The sequence below is a fragment of the Pseudomonas sp. GM55 genome, assembly GCF_000282395.1.
In the GTDB taxonomy this organism is placed as follows: Bacteria; Pseudomonadota; Gammaproteobacteria; order Pseudomonadales; family Pseudomonadaceae; genus Aquipseudomonas; species Aquipseudomonas fluorescens_CC.
Window position 1 is genome coordinate 32,411 of sequence record NZ_AKJJ01000056.1, and the last position, 19,463, is coordinate 51,873.

Genomic DNA, 19,463 nt, shown 5'->3' on the forward strand with positions numbered 1-19,463 from the left:
CACATCCGTTAGCCTGGAGTTCTACACATGCATCCCCGCGTCCTTGAGGTCACTGAACGGCTTATCGCCCGCAGCCGCGCCACGCGTGAGGCTTACCTTGCATTGATCCGCGGTGCGGCCAGCGACGGTCCGATGCGCGGCAAGCTGCAATGCGCCAACTTCGCCCATGGCGTGGCCGGTTGCGGCAGCGACGACAAGCACAGCCTGCGGATGATGAACGCCGCGAACATCGCGATAGTTTCGTCATATAACGACATGCTCTCGGCGCACCAGCCGTACGAAGTCTTCCCGGAGATGATCAAAAAGGCCCTGCGCGAGATTGGCTCCGTCGGCCAGTTCGCCGGTGGCACACCGGCCATGTGCGATGGCGTGACCCAGGGCGAGCCGGGCATGGAATTGAGCCTGCCGAGTCGCGAAGTGATCGCGTTGTCCACGGCCGTGGCGCTGTCCCACAACATGTTCGACGGCGCGCTGCTGCTCGGCATCTGCGACAAGATCGTGCCGGGCCTGATGATGGGCGCGCTGCGCTTCGGCCATCTGCCGATGATCTTCGTGCCGGGCGGGCCGATGGTGTCGGGCATTTCCAACAAGCAGAAAGCCGATGTGCGCCAGAAGTACGCCGAAGGCAAGGCGACCCGCGAAGAGCTGCTGGAATCGGAAATGAAGTCCTACCACAGCCCTGGCACCTGCACCTTCTACGGCACCGCCAACACCAACCAGTTGCTGATGGAAGTCATGGGCCTGCACCTGCCGGGCGCGTCCTTCGTCAACCCGAACACGCCGTTGCGCGATGCCTTGACCCGCGAAGCCGCGCACCAGGTCACACGCCTGACCAAACAGAACGGCAACTTCATGCCGATTGGCGAAATCGTCGACGAGCGTTCGCTGGTCAACTCCATCGTGGCGCTGCACGCCACGGGCGGCTCGACCAACCACACCTTGCACATGCCGGCCATCGCCATGGCGGCGGGCATTCAATTGACCTGGCAGGACATGGCCGACCTTTCCGAAGTCGTGCCGACCCTGAGCCACGTCTACCCGAACGGCAAAGCCGACATCAACCACTTCCAGGCCGCGGGCGGCATGTCGTTCCTGATCCGTGAACTGCTGGAAGCCGGGTTGCTCCACGAAAACGTCAACACCGTGATGGGCCACGGCCTGAGCCGCTACACCCAGGAGCCGTTCCTCGACAACGGCCAGCTGGTGTGGCGCGAAGGCGTGACCGACAGCCTCGATGAAAGCATCCTGCGTCCGGTTGCCCGCGCATTTTCGCCGGAAGGTGGCCTGCGGGTGATGGAAGGCAACCTCGGTCGCGGTGTGATGAAAGTCTCAGCCGTAGCCGTGGAAAACCAGATCGTCGAAGCGCCAGCCATGGTGTTCCAGGATCAGCAGGACCTGGCCGATGCCTTCAAGGCCGGTTTGCTGGAGAAGGATTTTGTCGCGGTGATGCGCTTCCAGGGGCCGCGCTCCAACGGCATGCCGGAGCTGCACAAGATGACACCGTTCCTCGGTGTGTTACAGGACCGCGGCTTCAAGGTGGCGCTGGTGACCGACGGACGCATGTCCGGTGCGTCGGGGAAAATTCCAGCGGCCATTCATGTCAGCCCCGAAGCCTATGTAGGTGGCGCTTTGGCGCGGGTGCAAGAGGGCGATATCATCCGCGTCGATGGCGTCAAAGGCACCCTGGAGCTTAAGGTGGACGCCGAAGAATTCGCAGCGCGCACGCCGGCCAAGGGCCTGTTGGGCAACAACATCGGCACCGGTCGCGAGCTGTTCGGTTTCATGCGCATGGCCTTCAGCTCGGCGGAGCAGGGCGCCAGCGCCTTCACTTCTGCCCTGGAGACGCTTAATTGAAACTGGCTTTGGTCGGTGACATCGGTGGGACCAACGCACGTTTCGCGTTGTGGAAAAACCAGCAGCTGGAATCGGTCCAGGTGCTGGCGACGGCCGACCATGACAGCCCGGAAGAGGCCATCAGCCTCTACCTGAGCGGGCTGGGCCTGGCGCCGGGCTCGATCGGTTCGGTGTGCCTGTCGGTGGCCGGCCCCGTCAGTGGCGACGAATTCAAATTCACCAACAATCACTGGCGCCTGAGCCGCAAGGGCTTTTGCCAGACCTTGCAGGTCGAGCAACTGTTGCTGGTCAACGACTTCTCGGCCATGGCCCTGGGCATGACCCGTTTGCAACCCGGTGAATTCCGCGTGGTCTGCGAGGGCACGCCGGAGCCGTTGCGCCCGGCGGTGGTGATTGGCCCGGGCACCGGCCTGGGGGTCGGCACCTTGCTCGATTTGGGTGAGGGCCGGTTCGCCGCGTTGCCGGGGGAGGGCGGTCACGTCGACCTGCCGTTGAGCAGCCCGCGTGAAACCCAACTCTGGCAGCACATCTACAGCGAAATCGGCCACGTCAGTGCTGAAACCGCGTTGAGCGGCGGCGGCTTGCCGCGCGTCTATCGGGCGATCTGCGCGGTGGACGGGCATACGCCGGTGCTCGACACGCCGGAAGCCATCACCGCTGCCGGGCTGGCGGGCGACCCGATTGCCGTGGAAGTGCTTGAACAGTTCTGCTGCTGGCTCGGTCGCGTGGCCGGCAACAACGTGCTGACCTCCGGTGGACGCGCTGGCGTGTACATCGTTGGCGGGGTGATTCCACGCTTTGCCGACTTCTTCCTGCAGAGCGGGTTCGCCCGGTGCTTCGCCGACAAGGGTTGCATGAGCGACTACTTCAAGGGGATTCCGGTGTGGCTGGTGACGGCGCCGTATTCCGGACTTGTTGGTGCGGGAGTGGCGCTGGAGCAGGCTTGAGACCGTGGCGCCTTCATCGCTGGCAAGCCAGCTCCTGCAGGTTATTGGTGTTCTTGCGTTCGGCACGAACCCTGTAGGAGCTGGCTTGCCAGCGATAGCGCCCGAACAGACAGCAAATATCCAAAGTTCATCAGGCATAATCCGCCCAATTCAAACAACAAGGACGCCTTCCCGTGAGCTCAGTCAACAAGTCGATTTTATTGGTCGACGACGATCAAGAGATACGCGAGTTGCTGGACACCTACCTGACCCGCGCCGGTTTCCAGGTACGTACCACGCCCGACGGCGCCGGTTTTCGCCAGGCGCTGAACGAGGCGCCGAGCGATCTGGTGATCCTTGATGTGATGCTGCCCGACGAAGACGGCTTCAGCCTGTGCCGCTGGATTCGCCAGCATCCACGCCAGGCGCAGGTGCCGATCATCATGCTCACCGCCAGTTCCGACGAAGCCGACCGCGTCATCGGCCTGGAACTGGGCGCCGACGATTATCTGGGTAAACCGTTCAGCCCACGGGAGTTGCAGGCGCGGATCAAGGCGTTGCTGCGCCGTGCGCAGTTCGGTCAGGAACGTAACGGTGGCGAGGTGCTGGCCTTCGATGACTGGCGTCTGGACATGGTCAGCCATCGGTTGTTTCACATCGATGGCGAAGAGGTGATTCTCTCGGGCGCCGACTTCGCACTGCTGAAACTGTTCCTCGATCACCCGCAGGAAATCCTCGACCGCGACACCATCGGCAACGCCACCCGTGGACGGGACCTGATGCCCCTCGATCGCATTGTCGACATGGCGGTCAGTCGGCTGCGCCAGCGTCTGCGCGACACCGAAAAACCACCACGGCTGATCCGTACCGTGCGCGGCAGTGGCTACCAATTGGCAGCCACTGTGGTTGCCAGCAATGGTCACTAAGCTATTGCGCAAGCTCGCGGCCAAGGTACCGATGCCGCGTTCGCTGCTCGGGCGGATGTTGCTGTTGACCTTGCTGGCCGTGTTGTTCGCCCAGACGTTGTCGAGTGTGATCTGGGTCTCGCAACTGCGCGCCACGCAGCTCGAGGGCCTGGTCACCAGCGCCCGCAGCCTGGCCCATTCGATGACGGCCAGTGTCAGTTACTTCCGTTCGTTGCCGGTGGCGTTTCGGCCCCTGGTGCTCGATCAGTTGCGCAGCATGGGCGGCACCCGGTTCGTGGTGACGCTCAATGACAAACCCCTGGGCATGGAAGTGCTGCCCATCACCCCGCGCAAAGAGGCGGTGCTCAAAGCCGTGGACGAGGTGCTGCGCCAGTCCCTCGGCCAGGACACGGACATCTCGGTGACCTTCGTCAGCCCGGAAGACCTGCGCATCTTCAATGGCGGCCTGAAGCTCGATGAGTTGCCACGTTCATGGGCGCACTACGCGCTGACGCTGGAACCGGTGAATCCTCCGGTGCTGGTCACGCAGATCCAGATGGCACCGGGCGAATGGCTGTACATCGCCTCGCTGCTGCCCGAGCCCTACACCAGTCTTGAAGAGCAGGGCCTGCCGGCGCAGCAGGTGTGGTTCATCGTCCTGACCAGCAGCTTTTTGCTGTTGTTCATCGGCCTGCTGGTGCACTGGCAGAGTCGTCCGCTCAAGCGTCTGGCGCGGGCGGCGCGGGATTTGTCGTTGGGGGCTGACGTGGAACCGGTGGCCGAGGGCGGCGGCAGTGAAGTGGTTGAAGTCGGCCGTGCCTTCAACACCATGCGCGAGCGCATCAGCCGCTACTTGACCGAGCGCAGCCAGTTGTTCAGTGCGATTTCCCACGACTTGCGCACGCCGATCACCCGCCTGCGCCTGAGGGTTGAATTGCTCGAAGACGAAACGCTGCAAGCCAAGTTCGGCCGCGATCTGGATGAGCTGGAGCTGCTGGTCAAGGGCGCGCTGCAATGCGTGAAGGACACCGACATCCACGAAAACATCGAGCAGGTGGATCTCAATCACGTGCTCGACTGTCTGGTGGAACCGTATCTGGCACCGAACGGCAACGGTCGCGTGACCCAGCAGGGACGGGCGCTGGCGGCGTATCCGGGGAAACCGCTGGCGCTCAAGCGCTGCATCGGCAACCTGATCGACAACGCGTTGAAATACGGGCAGAACGCACACTTGCACATCGATGACGATGAAAGTGCATTCATTCTGCATGTCGATGATGAGGGGCCGGGCGTGCCGGAGCAGCGGCTGGAGCAGGTGTTCGAACCGCACTTCCGCCTGGCCGGGCAGCAGCAGGGGTATGGGTTGGGACTGGGGATTGCCCGCAACATTGCCCATAGTCATGGTGGTGAGGTCAGCTTGCAGAACCTGCGTGAGGGCGGGTTAAGGGTGACGTTGCAGTTGCCGCGCTCAATCGACTGACGCACCCGTCCCTGTAGGAGCTGGCTTGCCGGCGATGGCGTATTCAAGAATGTCATCGCTGGCAAGCCAGCTCCTACAGTTGTCATTGTCACAATCCAGTGACATAACCCACCCCCTTCGTTACAAGCCTGCCTTCGTCCGTTGTTTATGCTGCCCAGCAGTCATAACAACAAAAAAGGTACGTCATGGACACCTTCCAACCTGCTTTCAGCAGTTGGCTGAATGCACCTGCCCATCAGCAATGGCTCGCCGCCGAAGGCTTGCGCCTGCTGGCGTTTGCCAAGGCTTCGAGGCTCCCCGAAGGCTTCGGCAACCTCGATGAAAAAGGTCGGCTCCCGGCCAATGCGCAAGCCTGGACCATGAACACAGCGCGCATGACCCACAGCTTCGCCATGGCCCATATCCAGGGGCTGCCGGGTTTTGCCGAGCTGGTGGATCACGGTGTCGCGGCACTGCGCGGGCCACTGCGTGATGCGCTTCACGGCGGCTGGTTCGCGGCTGCCGAACATCGCGATGGCAACACCGACAAGAACGCCTACCTGCATGCCTTCGTCGCGCTGGCCGCAAGTTCTGCGGTGGTCGCGCAGCGTCCCGGTGCGCAAGCCTTGCTCGATGATGCCGTCGACATCATCGACACGAACTTCTGGAGCGAGGAGGAGGGCGCCATGCGCGAATCCTTCAACCGCGACTGGAGCGAAGAGGAGGCGTACCGGGGCGCCAACAGCAACATGCACGCCACCGAAGCTTTCCTCGCCCTGGCCGATGTCACCGATGACAACCGTTGGCTCAGTCGTGCCCAACGGATTGTCGAGCGCGTAATTCATGGCCACGCCGCCGCCAACGATTACCTGGTGATCGAGCATTTCGATCGCGCCTGGCAGCCGCTGCATGACTACAACCGCGACAATCCGGCCGACGGCTTCCGCCCCTACGGCACCACCCCGGGCCACGGTTTCGAGTGGGCGCGGCTGTTGCTGCATCTCGAAGCTTCGCGGGTCAGAGCGGGGATGCTCACGCCGGGCTGGCTGCTCACCGACGCGCAAAAACTGTTCGAGAAGAATTGCCTCCATGGCTGGAACATCGATGGCGCGCCGGGGATTGTCTACACCCTGGACTGGGGCAACAAAGCGGTGGTCCGCCATCGCCTGCACTGGACCCATTGCGAAGCCAGCGCCGCTGCAAGCGCACTACTCAAGCGCACCGGTGATGAGCAATACGAACGCTGGTACCGACTGTTCTGGGAATTCTGTGACAGTCATTTCATCGACCGCTGTGATGGCAGCTGGTATCACGAACTCGATCCGCAAAACCGCCCGAGTGCCGATATCTGGCCCGGCAAGCCGGACCTTTACCACGCCTGGCAAGCCGTGCTGATTCCGCGCCTGGCGCTGGCGCCGAGCATGGCCACGGCGCTGGCGCAGTTGTCCCAGAGCGGTTCTATGTAACCATGCGGTGACATTCGCGCATCCCTTCGTTACCTGCGAGGGGATATCCCCTGTTTAGAATCTTATGCAGCGCAAGCAACAGACTTGCATGCATAACAACAAGAAAGGTGCTCCTAGATGAATGCGATCTCTCGCCTCGCTACTGTCATTTCTCTCGCTTCCCTGTCTGCGCTCCCCCTGAGTGTCCTCGCTGCCGAATCCAAAGGTTCCGTTGAAGTCGTTCATTGGTGGACTTCCGGTGGTGAAAAAGCAGCGGTCGATGTCCTGAAGGCTCAAGTCGAAAAAGACGGCTTCACCTGGAAGGACGGCGCAGTCGCCGGTGGTGGCGGTTCCACGGCCATGACCGTACTCAAAAGTCGCGCCGTAGCCGGCAACCCACCGGGCGTTGCCCAGATCAAAGGCCCGGACATCCAGGAGTGGGGCAGCACTGGCCTGCTCAGCACCGACGCGTTGAAAGACGTTTCCAAGGCGGAAAACTGGGATGGCCTGCTGTCGAAGAAAGTCTCCGACACCGTCAAATACGAAGGCGATTACGTGGCCGTGCCGGTGAACATCCACCGCGTCAACTGGCTGTGGATCAACCCGCAAGTGTTCAAGAAAGCCGGGATCGAAAAAGCCCCGACGACCCTCGAAGAATTCTATGCCGCCGGCGACAAACTCAAGGCCGCAGGCTTCATCGCGCTCGCCCACGGCGGTCAGCCTTGGCAGGACAGCACCGTGTTTGAAGACGTGGTGCTCTCGGTCATGGGCGCCGACGGTTACAAGAAAGCCCTGGTCGACCTGGACCAGAAAACCCTGTCCGGCCCGGAGATGACCCAGTCGTTTGCCCAGCTGAAAAAGATCACCGGCTACATGGACCCGAACCGCGCCGGTCGTGACTGGAACATCGCCGCCGCCGACGTCATCAATGGCAAGGCCGGTATGCAGATGATGGGCGACTGGGCGAAAAGCGAATGGACTGCGGCGAAGAAAGTCGCGGGCAAGGATTACCAGTGCGTAGCGTTCCCGGGCACCGAAAAAGCCTTCACCTACAACATCGACTCGATGGCGGTGTTCAAGCTCAAAGCTGATCGCAAGGGCGACATCGCTGCCCAGCAAGACCTGGCCAAAGTCGCATTGGGTACCGACTTCCAGAAAGTCTTCAGCATGAACAAGGGTTCGATCCCGGTGCGTAACGACATGCTGAACGAAATGGACAAGCTCGGCTTCGACGAGTGTGCCCAGAAGTCGGCGAAGGACTTCATTGCGGACGACAAGACCGGCGGCCTGCAACCGAGCATGGCGCACAACATGGCCACCTCCCTGGCCGTACAGGGCGCGATCTTCGACGTGGTCACCAACTTCATGAACGACAAGAACGCTGACCCGGCCAAGGCCAGCGCCCAACTGGCCTCGGCTGTCAAAGCGGCCCAGTAATCCCTGAGCCGCAGGTACACCTGCGGCCTCATTCGACGCGCTCTCCTGTAGGAGCCGGCTTGCCGGCGATGGCGGTGTGCCTGACACACCGCAGTGCCTGGTTCGTTGGCAAGCCAGCTCCTACAGGTGGTTCTTCAATTCTCAACTGGATTATCCCGATGAGCTCTGTGGCGGTTTTCAGCAAAGCCTCACCGTTCGATGCGCTGCAACGCTGGCTACCCAAGTTGGTACTCGCGCCGAGCATGCTGATCGTGCTGGTTGGCTTTTACGGTTACATCATCTGGACGTTCATTCTGTCCTTCACCAACTCCAGCTTCATGCCGAGCTACAAGTGGGTCGGCCTGCAGCAATACATGCGCCTGATGGACAACGACCGCTGGTGGGTCGCGAGCAAGAACCTCGCGGTCTTTGGTGGCATGTTCATCGGCATCAGCCTGGTGCTGGGCGTGTTCCTCGCCGTGCTGCTGGACCAGCGCATTCGCAAGGAAGGCTTCATCCGCACCATCTACCTGTACCCGATGGCGCTGTCGATGATCGTCACCGGTACCGCGTGGAAATGGCTGCTCAACCCGGGCCTGGGCCTGGACAAGATGCTGCGTGACTGGGGCTGGGAAGGCTTGCGTCTCGACTGGCTGGTGGATCAGGATCGCGTCGTCTACTGCCTGGTGATCGCCGCCGTGTGGCAAGCCTCCGGGTTTGTCATGGCGATGTTCCTTGCCGGCCTGCGCGGCGTCGATCAATCGATCATCCGAGCCGCGCAAGTCGACGGGGCGAGCCTGCCGACCATCTACCTGAAGATCGTGCTGCCGAGCCTGCGCCCGGTGTTCTTCAGTGCCTTCATGATCCTCGCGCACATCGCGATCAAGAGCTTCGACCTGGTCGCGGCGATGACCGCGGGCGGTCCGGGTTACTCCTCCGACCTGCCGGCGATGTTCATGTATTCCTTCACCTTCAGCCGTGGCCAGATGGGCATCGGTTCGGCCAGCGCCATGCTGATGCTCGGCGCCGTGCTGACCATCCTCGTGCCGTACCTGTACTCCGAGCTGCGAGGCAAACGCCATGACTAATCAACTCGGCAAACCAACCCTGAGCTTCAGCCGCATTGCGATCTACGCCACCTTGTTGCTGGCGGCGGCGGTGTACCTGATCCCGCTGGTGGTGATGCTGCTGACCAGCTTTAAATCCCCGGAAGACATCCGTACCGGCAACCTGCTGAGCTGGCCGACCGTGATTGACGGCATCGGCTGGATCAAGGCCTGGGACGTGGTCGGCGGCTACTTCTGGAACTCGGTGAAAATCACCGTGCCGGCGGTGCTGATCTCCACCTTCGTCGGGGCCATGAACGGCTACGTGCTGTCGATGTGGCGCTTCCGTGGTTCGCAGCTGTTCTTTGGCCTGCTGCTGTTCGGCTGCTTCCTGCCGTTCCAGACCGTGCTGCTGCCGGCCTCGTTCACCCTCGGCAAGTTCGGCCTGGCCAACACCACCTCGGGTCTTGTGCTGGTGCACGTGGTCTACGGCCTGGCGTTCACCACGCTGTTCTTCCGCAACTACTACGTGAGCATTCCGGATGCGCTGGTCAAGGCCGCGCGGCTCGATGGCGCAGGCTTCTTCACGATCTTCCTGAAGATCCTGTTGCCGATGTCGATCCCGATCGTGATGGTCTGCCTGATCTGGCAGTTCACCCAGATCTGGAACGACTTCCTGTTCGGCGTGGTGTTCGCCAGTGGCGATGCCCAGCCAATTACCGTGGCCCTGAACAACCTGGTCAACACCAGCACCGGGGTCAAGGAATACAACGTTGATATGGCCGCCGCGATGATCGCCGGGCTGCCGACACTGCTGGTCTACATATTCGCTGGCAAGTATTTCCTGCGTGGGCTGACGTCCGGCGCGGTCAAGGGGTAAAGACATGGCAACTCTCGAATTACGCAACGTCAACAAGACCTACGGCGCCGGTTTGCCGGACACCCTGAAAAACATCGAACTGAAGATCGATGACGGTGAGTTCCTGATCCTGGTCGGCCCGTCGGGCTGCGGCAAATCCACCTTGATGAACTGCATCGCGGGCCTTGAAACCATCAGCGGCGGCGCGATTCTGGTGGACGACGCCGACATCAGCGGCATGAGCCCCAAGGATCGCGACATCGCCATGGTGTTCCAGTCCTACGCGCTGTACCCGACCATGAGCGTTCGCGACAACATCGCGTTCGGCCTGAAGATCCGCAAAATGCCGACCGCGGAAATCGACGAAGAAGTCGCCCGCGTCTCCAAGCTGTTGCAGATCGAACACCTGCTCAGCCGCAAGCCCGGTCAACTCTCCGGTGGCCAGCAACAGCGCGTGGCGATGGGCCGTGCCCTGGCACGGCGGCCGAAGATTTATCTGTTCGACGAGCCGCTGTCCAACCTCGACGCCAAGCTGCGGGTCGAGATGCGCACCGAAATGAAACTGATGCACCAGCGCCTGAAGACCACCACGGTCTATGTGACCCACGACCAGATCGAGGCCATGACCCTGGGTGACAAGGTGGCGGTGATGAAGGACGGGATCATCCAGCAGTTCGGCACGCCGAAGGACATCTACAACAACCCGGCCAACCTGTTCGTGGCGAGCTTCATCGGCTCGCCGCCGATGAACTTCATCCCGCTGCGCTTGCAGCGCAAGGACGGTCGCCTGCTGGCGCTGCTCGACAGTGGCCAGGCCCGTTGCGAATTGCCGCTGGGTATGCAGGACGCCGGTCTTGAGGACCGCGAAGTGATCCTCGGCATGCGCCCTGAGCAGATCGTTCTGGCCAACGGCGAGGCGAACGGTTTGCCGACCATTCGCGCCGAAGTCCAGGTCACCGAACCGACCGGGCCGGACACCCTGGTCTTCGTCAATCTCAACGACACCAAGGTCTGCTGCCGCATGGCGCCGGACGTGGCGCCGGCGGTGGGCGAGACCCTGACCCTGCAATTCGATCCTTCGAAAGTGCTGCTGTTCGATGCCAAGAGCGGGGAGCGGCTGGGGGTTGCCGGTGTGCCGAAAACGGAGACTCACGCCGCCAACGTAGCGCAATTCAAAGGTCGCTGAAGATCGCGGTAGGAGCCGGCTTGCCGGCGATCACGGACTGACATTCAACATCGATGTTGACTGTTAAGCCGCCTTCGCCGGCAAGCCGGCTCCTACAGGGGGGACATGTGGCGGGTGGAGACATCCGTCGCCACTGATGTAACCGCGTTAAAGAAGAAAAGTTAATAACAATAAAACGAGGATGTAGGGATGAAGATGAAGAACAAGGCCCGGTTGATCTGCCAAGTGTCAGCAGCGGCAGCACTGGTTCTGGCCGGCAATGCGATGGCCGCTGAAGCGTTCAGCTCCGACTCCAAATGGATGACGGGCGATTGGGGTGGCGAGCGTACCAAACTGATCGAGCAGGGCATCGACATCAAGATGGATTATGTCGGTGAAGTCGGCGCTAACCTGCATGGCGGTTTCAACGATGACAAGACCGCGCGCTACGCCGACCAGTTCGGCCTGGGGGCAGCGCTGGACCTGGAAAAACTGCTGGGCTGGGACAACACCCAGGCCAAGATCCAGCTCACCAACCGTAACGGCGAGAACATCTCCAACGACCGTATCGGCGACCCGCGTGCCGGCACCCTGAGTTCCTCCCAGGAAGTCTTCGGCCGTGGCCACATGGTGCGTCTGACCCAGTTGTGGATTCAGCATCAGTTCTTCGACAATAAACTGGACGTCAAGGCCGGTTACTTCGGTGAGGGTGAAGACTTCAACACCTTCCCGTGCGAGTTCCAGAACCTGGCGTTCTGCGGATCCCAGGTGGGTAACTGGGCCACCAACATCTGGTACAACTGGCCGGTGATGCAGGCGGCGATCCGCGTGAAGTACAACATCAATGACGAGCTCTACGCCCAGATCGGTGCGTACAACCAGAACACGTCGCAACTGGAGCACGGCAACGGCTTCAAGCTCAGCGGCAGCGGTACCAATGGCACCGTCCTGCCGGTCGAGCTGGTCTGGTCGCCGAAGGTCAACAACCTGCCCGGCGAATACCGTGTCGGTTACTACAAAAGTACCTCCGATGCCAACGACGTTCGCGAAGACGACAACGGCCAGGATGCGGCGACCACCGGCAATCCTTTCCGTGTCCACGATAGCAAGCACGGCTACTGGTTCGTCGCGCAGCAGCAACTCACCAGCCACAACGGTGACGCTTCTCGCGGTCTGAACATCGCGGCCAACGCCACTTTCCACGACAAGGACACCAACTTCATCGACAACTACCAGTCGCTGATGTTTGTGTACAAAGGTCCGTTTGATGCGCGTCCGAAAGATGACGTCGGGATTGGTTTCGCCCGTATCCATGTCAACGACGACGTGAAGAAAAACGCCGAACTGACCAACGCGGCCAACGGTGTTTCGGACTTCGACAATCCGCTGTTCTCGCCCATTCGTGAAACCGAATACAACTACGAGATCAACTACGGCTTCCACGTGACCAACTGGCTGACCGTACGTCCCAACCTGCAATACGTCACGCACCCGGGTGGTGTGGATGAAGTCGACAACGCGCTGGTGGCCGGCCTGAAAATTCAGTCGGTGTTCTAACGCTGTTGCGATAAGCTCTCCTCAATGTGCGCATTTTTGCGGACAGCCTTGGCTGTCCGCTTTTTTTTGCGGGCCGCGCACCCCGGTGACAGATGATTTTCAGGACCGTGGCACATGCTTGAGCATCCGCTACAACGCTTCTTCAAATCCTTGCGCGAGCGTCCGGTGTTCGCGTGGGAGCGCTATCAGATGCGCGACGTGCTGGTGATCGATCATCCGCTGTGTCAGGCGGTGTTCAGCCGTCAGGGCGCGCAGTTGTTGCACTTCCAGCCCAAGGGCCAGAAACCCTGGCTGTGGTGCGCGGCGAAGTGGCCGCAGGTCGGTGCCATTCGCGGTGGCGTGCCGGTGTGTTGGCCTTGGTATGGCCGGCATCCAAGCGAAAACGCCTGGCCGTCCCATGGCTGGGCGCGGTTGCTCGACTGGAAGCTGCTCGACAGCAGCAGTGACGACGAGGGCGTGCGATTGCACTGGCAACTGAAGTTGTGCGACTGGCAGGTGGATCTGCACGCGCATCTGGGCGAGCGTATGGCGTTGCGCCTGAGCACCGAGCATCAGGACGACATGCCGTGCCAGTTGAGCCAGGCTTTGCACGCTTACTGGCGTATTGGCGATGTCAGTGAGATAGCGCTGTCTGGGCTGGAAGGTGCGCAAGGATATGACCAGTTGAGCCGACAGGTTTGTCAGCAGGAAGGCGAGTTGCGCGTGGACGGCGGTTGTCAGCGAGTGTTCCAGCACGACGGCGAATTGCAGCTCAACGACCACGCCTGGCAGCGGGCGCTGTGCATCGACACTGGTGAAACGGCCGACACGGTGGTTTGGCATCCCGGTTCGCGGCCGTTGCTCGGCGTGACCTGGAACGAGATATCCGAATTCGTTTGCGTAGAGGCCGCAAGCGGCGGTACCGACAGCCTGTGCCTTGCACCTGGGGAGCGGGCGCATTTGAGTTTGCAGGCGCGGGTGGGGGCTTAGCTCAAGATTTTGCGGTGTCTGGGCTGGCCCCTTCGCTGGCAAGCCAGCTCCTACGGTGTTTGTGTCGAGCACAAAAAATGCGACGGTCCACGAATCTGTAGGAGCTGGCTTGCCAGCGAAGAGGCCGGATCATTCAACTCAGAAGCATCTGACCTCAGTTGAACTCGTCACCCACCGGATACCGGCTGGCATTCAGACTCTCCTTGATCTTGCGCAAATGCGGCTGGAAATCCACGCCACGGCGCAAGGTCATGCCGGTGGCGAGCACGTCCAGCACGGTCAACTGGATGATCCGCGACGTCATCGGCATGTAGATGTCGGTGTCTTCCGGCAGCGGTATGTTCAGGCTCAGGGTGCTGGCCTTGGCCAGCGGCGAGTTCTCGGCGGTCAGGCCCAGTACCGATGCGCCGTTTTCCCGGGCGATGCGCGCGACTTCCACCAGTTCGCGGGTGCGGCCGGTGTAGGAAATGATCACGAACAGCTCGCCGGTGTGGGCCACCGAGGCAATCATGCGCTGCATCAGCACGTCGGCGTGGGCCGTGACGGCGAGGTTGAAACGGAAGAACTTGTGCTGTGCATCCAGGGCCACCGGGGCCGAGGCGCCGAGGCCGAAGAAGTGGATCTGCCGGGCCTGGATCAACAGGTCGACGGCGCGGCTGATCAGGTTCGGGTCCAGTGCCTGGCAAGCGCTGTCCAGCGAGGCAATGGCACTGCCGAAGATCTTCTGGGTATAGGCTTCCGGATTGTCGTCGGCTTCCACGGCACGGCTGACGTACGCGGCGCCACTGGCCAGGCTCTGGGCCAGTTGCAGTTTGAGCTCGGGGTAGCCGCTGACGCCGAACGAACGGCAGAAACGGTTGACCGTCGGTTCGCTGACCGAAGCCGCCTGGGCGAGGGCAGCGATGCTGAACCGGGTAGCCTGCTGCGGGTTGAGCAGGATCACCTCGGCGACTTTGCGCTCGGCCTTGTTCAGCTCTTCAAGGCGATTCTGGATTTGTTCCAGTAAATTTCGCACGCGGTCCATATGGGATTCCTTGATTCACCGGCACCGATAAGCGCGCGGCTAATGCAAAAAGGGCCTTTGGTGAGGCCCGTAACGGTGGCCTATCCTACTGATGGCTCCGACCGACCACCACTCGGAATCTGTATTTTGCGAAAATGTTGTGGTTATTACTACATTTTTCCTTGAGTGATGCCTTGAAAAAAGGTATTTGTAGCTTAACTTGATAAAAGAACAAACATCATGCTCTCGATTACGGTTGAACCGTGCACCTTTGCCTTGTTCGGCGCCCTGGGCGATCTGGCCTTGCGCAAGCTGTTTCCTGCCCTCTATCAACTCGACGGCGCAGGCCTCTTGCACGAGGACACGCGTATTATCGCGCTGGCCCGTGAGCCTGGCAGCGAGCAGGAGCACCTGACGTTCATTGCCTCCGAGCTGCGCCGCTATGTCGGTGCCAAAGAGCTGGACGACGCCGTGGTCGAGCGTTTTCTGGCGCGCCTGAGCTACCTGCACGTCGACTTCCTCAATGCCGAAGATTATGTGGCCCTGGCCGAAGTCGCCGGCACCGCGCAACGGGTCATCGCCTACTTTGCGACCCCGGCCGCCGTATACGGCGCGATTTGCGAAAACCTGGCCAAGGTCGGCCTGGCGCAAAACACCCGTGTGGTGCTGGAAAAGCCCATCGGTTCGGACCTGGAGTCCTCGCGCAAGGTCAACGACGCCGTGGCGCAATTCTTCCCGGAGAACCGCACCTACCGCATCGACCACTACCTGGGCAAAGAGACCGTCCAGAACCTGATCGCCTTGCGTTTCGCCAACAGCCTGTTCGAAACCCAGTGGAACCAGAACTACATTTCCCACGTGGAAATCACTGTGGCCGAGAAGGTCGGTATCGAGGGCCGCTGGGGTTACTTCGACAAGGCCGGCCAGTTGCGCGACATGATCCAGAACCACCTGTTGCAACTGCTCTGCCTGATCGCCATGGACCCACCGGCCGACCTGTCCGCCGACAGCATCCGTGACGAGAAGGTCAAAGTGCTCAAGGCCCTGGCGCCGATCAGCCCGGAAGGCCTGACCACTCAAGTGGTGCGCGGCCAGTACATCGCCGGCTACAGCGAAGGCAAGGCGGTACCGGGGTACCTGGAAGAACCCAATTCCAACACCCAGAGCGACACCGAAACCTTCGTCGCCCTGCGTGCCGACATCCGTAACTGGCGCTGGGCCGGCGTGCCGTTTTACCTGCGTACCGGCAAGCGCATGCCGCAGAAGCTGTCGCAGATCGTCATCCACTTCAAGGAACCGTCGCACTACATCTTCGCTCCCGAGCAGCGCCTGCAAATCAGCAACAAGCTGATTATCCGCCTGCAACCGGACGAAGGCATTTCCTTGCGCGTGATGACCAAAGATCAAGGCCTGGACAAAGGCATGCAGCTGCGCAGCGGTCCATTGCAGCTGAATTTTTCCGACACCTGGAGTAGCGCACGGATTCCCGATGCCTACGAGCGGTTGTTGCTGGAAGTGATGCGTGGCAATCAGAACCTGTTTGTCCGTAAAGATGAAATCGAAGCCGCGTGGAAGTGGTGTGACCAGTTGATCGCCGGGTGGAAAAAATCCGGCGATGCGCCCAAGCCTTACGCGGCCGGGTCCTGGGGGCCGATGAGCTCCATTGCTCTGATCACGCGGGACGGGAGGTCATGGTATGGCGATATCTGATTTGAAACTGCCGCAGGGCGTCAGCGCCCATGCGTTCAAGAGTCCGGTGCTGCTGGCCGAAAGCCTGGCGCTGAATGTGGCCAAACAATTGAGCGATGCAATCGACGCCCAGGGTACAGCGACGCTGGTGGTGTCCGGTGGCCGCAGCCCGGTGGCGTTTTTCCAGCACCTGGCCAGGCAGGCGCTGGACTGGTCCAACGTAGTGGTCAGCCTGGCTGACGAGCGTTGGGTGCCGGTGGAGCACGCCGACAGTAACGCTGGCCTGCTCAAGAAATACCTATTGCAAGGCCCGGCGGCCAAGGCGCAATTCCTGAGCCTGTACAGCGCCAGTGCCAACCTTGAACAGGCGGCCGAGCAGGCCGACCGCTTGCTGTCCGAGTTGCCGGCGATCGACGTGCTGATCCTCGGCATGGGCGATGACGGCCACACCGCGTCGCTGTTCCCCGACAGCCCGAACCTTGACGAGGCCTTGAAAGTCGACGGCACACGTCGTTGCTGGCCGATGCTGGCACCGACCGTGCCGCGTCAGCGCCTGACCATGAGTCGCGCGCTGCTGGCTTCGGCCAAACACAAGATTCTGTCGATTTCCGGTCAGTCCAAGCTGACCACCCTGAGTTTCGCGCTGGCCGGTGACGATGTCGCCGAAATGCCGGTGCGCGCATTTCTGCAACCCACGTTAGAGATTTACTGGTGCCCATGAGCCAAGGAACAGCCGCTATGACAAACCCATCCCCGACCGTTTCCATGGCGGACAAAGTTGCCCTGATCGACAGCCTCTGCGCGAAGGCGCGGATTCTGCCGGTGATCACCATCGCCCGCGAGCAGGACGTTCTGCCGTTGGCCGACGCGCTCGCGGCCGGAGGCCTGACGGCCCTGGAAGTGACCCTGCGTTCGCAATTCGGCCTCAAGGCCATCCAGATTCTGCGCGAGCAGCGTCCGGAGCTGGTGACCGGTGCTGGCACCGTGCTCGATCGCCAGATGCTGGCTGCCGCCGAAGCGGCCGGTTCGCAGTTTATCGTCACGCCGGGCATCACCCGCGACTTGCTGGAAGCCAGTGTCGCCAGCCCGATTCCACTGTTGCCAGGCATCAGCAATGCCTCGGGAATCATGGAAGGCTACGCTCTGGGTTACCGCCGATTCAAGTTGTTCCCGGCCGAAGTCAGCGGCGGCGTCGCAGCCATCAAGGCTTTGGGCGGCCCGTTCGGCGAAGTGAAATTCTGCCCGACCGGCGGCGTCGGCCCGGCCAATATCAAGAGCTACATGGCGTTGAAAAACGTCATGTGCGTGGGCGGTAGCTGGATGCTTGATCCGGAGTGGATCAAGAACGGCGACTGGGCCCGCATTCAGGAATGCACCGCCGAGGCTTTGGCGCTGCTGGACTGATCGCTTCACCCGACACTCGTTGTGTGTTCTACGGCTTTACGGTGCGCTTGGTCGGTGCACCGTTTTTTTTTGCCCTTGATACTTGTAGGAGCGAGCTTGCTCGCGAAAAACCTCCAGGCACCGCTGGCTATCGGGTTCCCGCGTCATCGTTCACGACCATCGCGAGCCAGCTCGCTCCTACAGGCGCCGCGCGTCATCGTTCACGCCCATCGCAAGCAGGTCAGCACAATTGCGCCAGCGCCGTGGTCAGCCGCGTCATGTGCTCGGCGGTGGTGGTCAGTCCCGGAGTGATGCGGATGCACGGGCCGCACGCCGCGCCGGTGCGTACCACGGTGAACAGGTTGTAGTCCTTGAGCAGCCGCTCGACCATCGGCTGCTGATCGGTCTGTGCGATGAAACGCATGGACGTGATGCCGCAGTACAGTCGCGGGTCGTCCGGGGTCAGGACTTCGATGCCCGGCAGTTCGCGTACGGGGCGGACCCACAGGTTGCGCAGGTAGTTGAGCCGCGAACCCTTGGCCGCAGCGCCGCCCATGGCGTGATGCTCCTCAAGTACCAGCGGCAGGGTCAGCAGTGCCGGAATGTTCGGTGTGCTGTACGGCGTACGGGCGCGAATGTCAGTGACCGGGAAGTGCATCTCGCCCATGTCCGGGTCGATGTCGGCCAGGCGTTCGGGGGCGATGTAGATAAAGCCGAGCGTCAGCGGTGCGCCGATCCACTTGTGCAGGTTGTAGCCGGCGAAGGCGATACCGAGCCCGGCCAGGTCAAATTCGAGTTGGCCGAGGGCATGGGCCCCGTCGAGGATGACGTCGATGCCCTGCTCCTTCGCCGCGGCTGCAATCTCCTGCACCGGCATCACCAGGCCCGTGCGATGGGTAACGTGGGTCAGGGCCATCAGCTTCAGCCGCGGATGCCGTGCGAAGGCTTCCCGATAGGTATTGAGCAGGCTATCGAAAGTTGCCGGGTGGGCGTGTTCGATTTCGATCACTTCGACACCGCGATTGCGTGCCAGCCAGCGCATGGCGCCTTTGACCGTGTCGTATTCCAGATCGCATACCAGTACCTGATCGCCGGGCTGGAGCCGGTTGTAGTTGCGGATCAGCGACTGCAAACCTTCCGACGCGTTACGGGTCAGGGCAATGCTGTCGGCGGGTGCGCCTGTCAACCTGGCCAGTTGCGCGCGAATCTTCAGGCTGTCGCCCTGCTCGAAGCGCTGGCGCACGTAGACCGAATTGCTGCGATTGATGAGCTCGATGTTGCGCTGGTATTCCTCGACCACCGTGCGCGACATGCGACCGAAGTAACCGTTCTCCAGGTTGAGCGGGCCGGGTTCGACATCGTAGCGGTCGGCAAAGGTTTGCCAGAAGGCTTCATCACGGGCGCGGCGGGTGTTGTCGGGCATGGGCTACTCAGTCGGTGATTCAGTGGCGCGGGGCCGGTTTGCCGTGTTTGGCGCGTAGCGGTTCGAGCAGGTCCGACAAGCCGTTGTGATCGATTTCCTGCATCAGGGCCAGCAGGCCGCCCAACTCGCCGTGAGGGAAACCCTCCCGGGCGAACCAGTTCAGATAAGGGCCGGGCAGGTCGGCAATGATTCGCCCTTTGTACTTGCCGAAAGGCATTTCGCGGGTGATCAGCAGTTCGAGCTTTTCAGGATTCATCGATCGGTCGTCTTGACTCAGTCAGTCTGGAAAATACAGGCCTTCTACATGCAGGCCAAATGACCGACATGAATAATGCCAGCTAGCCTGGCGTTTTTTATGCGAACA

General features: G+C 61.4%; 17 protein-coding genes. 14 read left to right on the forward strand and 3 right to left on the reverse strand.

From position 1 onward, the window contains the following. Positions 1-27: 27 nt before the first annotated feature. The 11 genes from edd to PMI31_RS16385 all read left to right on the forward strand — a co-directional run bounded on the left by edd (position 28) and on the right by PMI31_RS16385 (position 13,601). Entirely contained in the window at positions 28-1,854 is a 1,827-nt protein-coding gene (edd, locus tag PMI31_RS16335) for a phosphogluconate dehydratase (protein WP_008019249.1), read from the forward strand. Then, on the forward strand, positions 1,851-2,801 hold the full coding sequence (locus PMI31_RS16340; protein ID WP_008019250.1) for a glucokinase: 951 nt from the start codon (positions 1,851-1,853) through the stop codon (positions 2,799-2,801). Before edd ends, PMI31_RS16340 begins: the two co-directional genes overlap by 4 nt. Positions 2,802-2,974: 173 nt before the next feature. Continuing rightward, positions 2,975-3,706: a response regulator gene (locus PMI31_RS16345; protein WP_008019251.1), complete on the forward strand. Its 732-nt coding sequence runs from the start codon at positions 2,975-2,977 to the stop codon at positions 3,704-3,706. Positions 3,707-3,737: 31 nt separating this feature from the next. Further along, on the forward strand, positions 3,738-5,165 hold the full coding sequence (locus PMI31_RS16350) for an ATP-binding protein (protein ID WP_202949438.1): 1,428 nt from the start codon (positions 3,738-3,740) through the stop codon (positions 5,163-5,165). Positions 5,166-5,350: 185 nt separating this feature from the next. Then, positions 5,351-6,610, forward strand: a complete 1,260-nt coding sequence (locus tag PMI31_RS16355) for a D-mannose isomerase (RefSeq protein WP_008019253.1) — start codon at positions 5,351-5,353, stop codon at positions 6,608-6,610. A gap of 117 nt (positions 6,611-6,727) precedes the next feature. Next, the gene (locus tag PMI31_RS16360) at positions 6,728-8,026 is read left to right on the forward strand and encodes an ABC transporter substrate-binding protein (RefSeq protein WP_008019255.1); all 1,299 of its coding nucleotides are present in this window, start codon (positions 6,728-6,730) and stop codon (positions 8,024-8,026) included. Positions 8,027-8,184: 158 nt separating this feature from the next. Beyond that, on the forward strand, positions 8,185-9,093 hold the full coding sequence (locus PMI31_RS16365; protein WP_008019256.1) for a carbohydrate ABC transporter permease: 909 nt from the start codon (positions 8,185-8,187) through the stop codon (positions 9,091-9,093). Next, a complete protein-coding gene (locus PMI31_RS16370) occupies positions 9,086-9,931 on the forward strand; it encodes a carbohydrate ABC transporter permease (RefSeq protein ID WP_008019258.1) in 846 nt (281 codons plus the stop codon). The genes PMI31_RS16365 and PMI31_RS16370 overlap by 8 nt, the downstream gene beginning before the upstream one ends. 4 nt (positions 9,932-9,935) lie before the next feature. Continuing rightward, complete coding sequence (locus PMI31_RS16375; RefSeq protein ID WP_008019259.1) at positions 9,936-11,096, forward strand: ABC transporter ATP-binding protein; 1,161 nt, start codon at positions 9,936-9,938, stop codon at positions 11,094-11,096. 189 nt (positions 11,097-11,285) lie between these two features. After that, complete coding sequence (locus PMI31_RS16380; RefSeq protein WP_008019260.1) at positions 11,286-12,632, forward strand: carbohydrate porin; 1,347 nt, start codon at positions 11,286-11,288, stop codon at positions 12,630-12,632. A gap of 114 nt (positions 12,633-12,746) precedes the next feature. Next, a complete protein-coding gene (locus PMI31_RS16385) occupies positions 12,747-13,601 on the forward strand; it encodes a D-hexose-6-phosphate mutarotase (RefSeq protein WP_008019261.1) in 855 nt (284 codons plus the stop codon). Positions 13,602-13,755: 154 nt separating this feature from the next. On the opposite strand, the gene PMI31_RS16390 is transcribed toward PMI31_RS16385, so the two are convergent. Further along, positions 13,756-14,616 (reverse strand): MurR/RpiR family transcriptional regulator, encoded by an 861-nt coding sequence (locus PMI31_RS16390; protein ID WP_170948639.1) that lies wholly within the window; start codon positions 14,614-14,616, stop codon positions 13,756-13,758. A 228-nt stretch (positions 14,617-14,844) separates the two neighbouring features. Between PMI31_RS16390 and zwf the strand changes: the two genes are divergently transcribed. From zwf to PMI31_RS16405, 3 genes are read left to right on the forward strand one after another with little or no spacing between them, the layout of a single operon-like run. Beyond that, the gene (gene zwf, locus PMI31_RS16395; protein ID WP_008019262.1) at positions 14,845-16,314 is read left to right on the forward strand and encodes a glucose-6-phosphate dehydrogenase; all 1,470 of its coding nucleotides are present in this window, start codon (positions 14,845-14,847) and stop codon (positions 16,312-16,314) included. After that, entirely contained in the window at positions 16,301-17,014 is a 714-nt protein-coding gene (pgl, locus tag PMI31_RS16400; protein ID WP_008019263.1) for a 6-phosphogluconolactonase, read from the forward strand. The genes zwf and pgl overlap by 14 nt, the downstream gene beginning before the upstream one ends. A 17-nt stretch (positions 17,015-17,031) precedes the next feature. Further along, complete coding sequence (locus PMI31_RS16405; RefSeq protein ID WP_008019264.1) at positions 17,032-17,697, forward strand: bifunctional 4-hydroxy-2-oxoglutarate aldolase/2-dehydro-3-deoxy-phosphogluconate aldolase; 666 nt, start codon at positions 17,032-17,034, stop codon at positions 17,695-17,697. A 220-nt stretch (positions 17,698-17,917) separates the two neighbouring features. Here PMI31_RS16405 and PMI31_RS16410 read toward each other — a convergent pair whose 3' ends face one another. Both PMI31_RS16410 and PMI31_RS16415 read right to left on the reverse strand, forming a co-directional pair. Continuing rightward, positions 17,918-19,099 (reverse strand): aminotransferase class V-fold PLP-dependent enzyme, encoded by a 1,182-nt coding sequence (locus PMI31_RS16410; RefSeq protein WP_008019265.1) that lies wholly within the window; start codon positions 19,097-19,099, stop codon positions 17,918-17,920. Positions 19,100-19,118: 19 nt separating this feature from the next. After that, positions 19,119-19,355, reverse strand: coding sequence for a DUF3820 family protein (locus PMI31_RS16415; RefSeq protein ID WP_003227425.1), 237 nt, complete (start codon positions 19,353-19,355; stop codon positions 19,119-19,121). Between the last annotated feature and the right edge of the window lie 108 nt (positions 19,356-19,463).

What these genes read in the sequence shown, in the direction of transcription:
- PMI31_RS16380 (WP_008019260.1), top strand. Translation starts at nt 11,286, where the DNA reads ATGAAGATGAAGAACAAGGCCCGGTTGATCTGCCAAGTGTCAGCAGCG.
- pgl (WP_008019263.1), top strand. Translation starts at nt 16,301, where the DNA reads ATGGCGATATCTGATTTGAAACTGCCGCAGGGCGTCAGCGCCCATGCG.
- PMI31_RS16365 (WP_008019256.1), top strand. Translation starts at nt 8,185, where the DNA reads ATGAGCTCTGTGGCGGTTTTCAGCAAAGCCTCACCGTTCGATGCGCTG.
- PMI31_RS16370 (WP_008019258.1), top strand. Translation starts at nt 9,086, where the DNA reads ATGACTAATCAACTCGGCAAACCAACCCTGAGCTTCAGCCGCATTGCG.
- zwf (WP_008019262.1), top strand. Translation starts at nt 14,845, where the DNA reads ATGCTCTCGATTACGGTTGAACCGTGCACCTTTGCCTTGTTCGGCGCC.
- edd (WP_008019249.1), top strand. Translation starts at nt 28, where the DNA reads ATGCATCCCCGCGTCCTTGAGGTCACTGAACGGCTTATCGCCCGCAGC.
- PMI31_RS16405 (WP_008019264.1), top strand. Translation starts at nt 17,032, where the DNA reads ATGACAAACCCATCCCCGACCGTTTCCATGGCGGACAAAGTTGCCCTG.
- PMI31_RS16410 (WP_008019265.1), bottom strand. Translation starts at nt 19,099, where the DNA reads ATGCCCGACAACACCCGCCGCGCCCGTGATGAAGCCTTCTGGCAAACC.
- PMI31_RS16375 (WP_008019259.1), top strand. Translation starts at nt 9,936, where the DNA reads ATGGCAACTCTCGAATTACGCAACGTCAACAAGACCTACGGCGCCGGT.
- PMI31_RS16360 (WP_008019255.1), top strand. Translation starts at nt 6,728, where the DNA reads ATGAATGCGATCTCTCGCCTCGCTACTGTCATTTCTCTCGCTTCCCTG.
- PMI31_RS16350 (WP_202949438.1), top strand. Translation starts at nt 3,738, where the DNA reads ATGCCGCGTTCGCTGCTCGGGCGGATGTTGCTGTTGACCTTGCTGGCC.
- PMI31_RS16355 (WP_008019253.1), top strand. Translation starts at nt 5,351, where the DNA reads ATGGACACCTTCCAACCTGCTTTCAGCAGTTGGCTGAATGCACCTGCC.
- PMI31_RS16415 (WP_003227425.1), bottom strand. Translation starts at nt 19,355, where the DNA reads ATGAATCCTGAAAAGCTCGAACTGCTGATCACCCGCGAAATGCCTTTC.
- PMI31_RS16385 (WP_008019261.1), top strand. Translation starts at nt 12,747, where the DNA reads ATGCTTGAGCATCCGCTACAACGCTTCTTCAAATCCTTGCGCGAGCGT.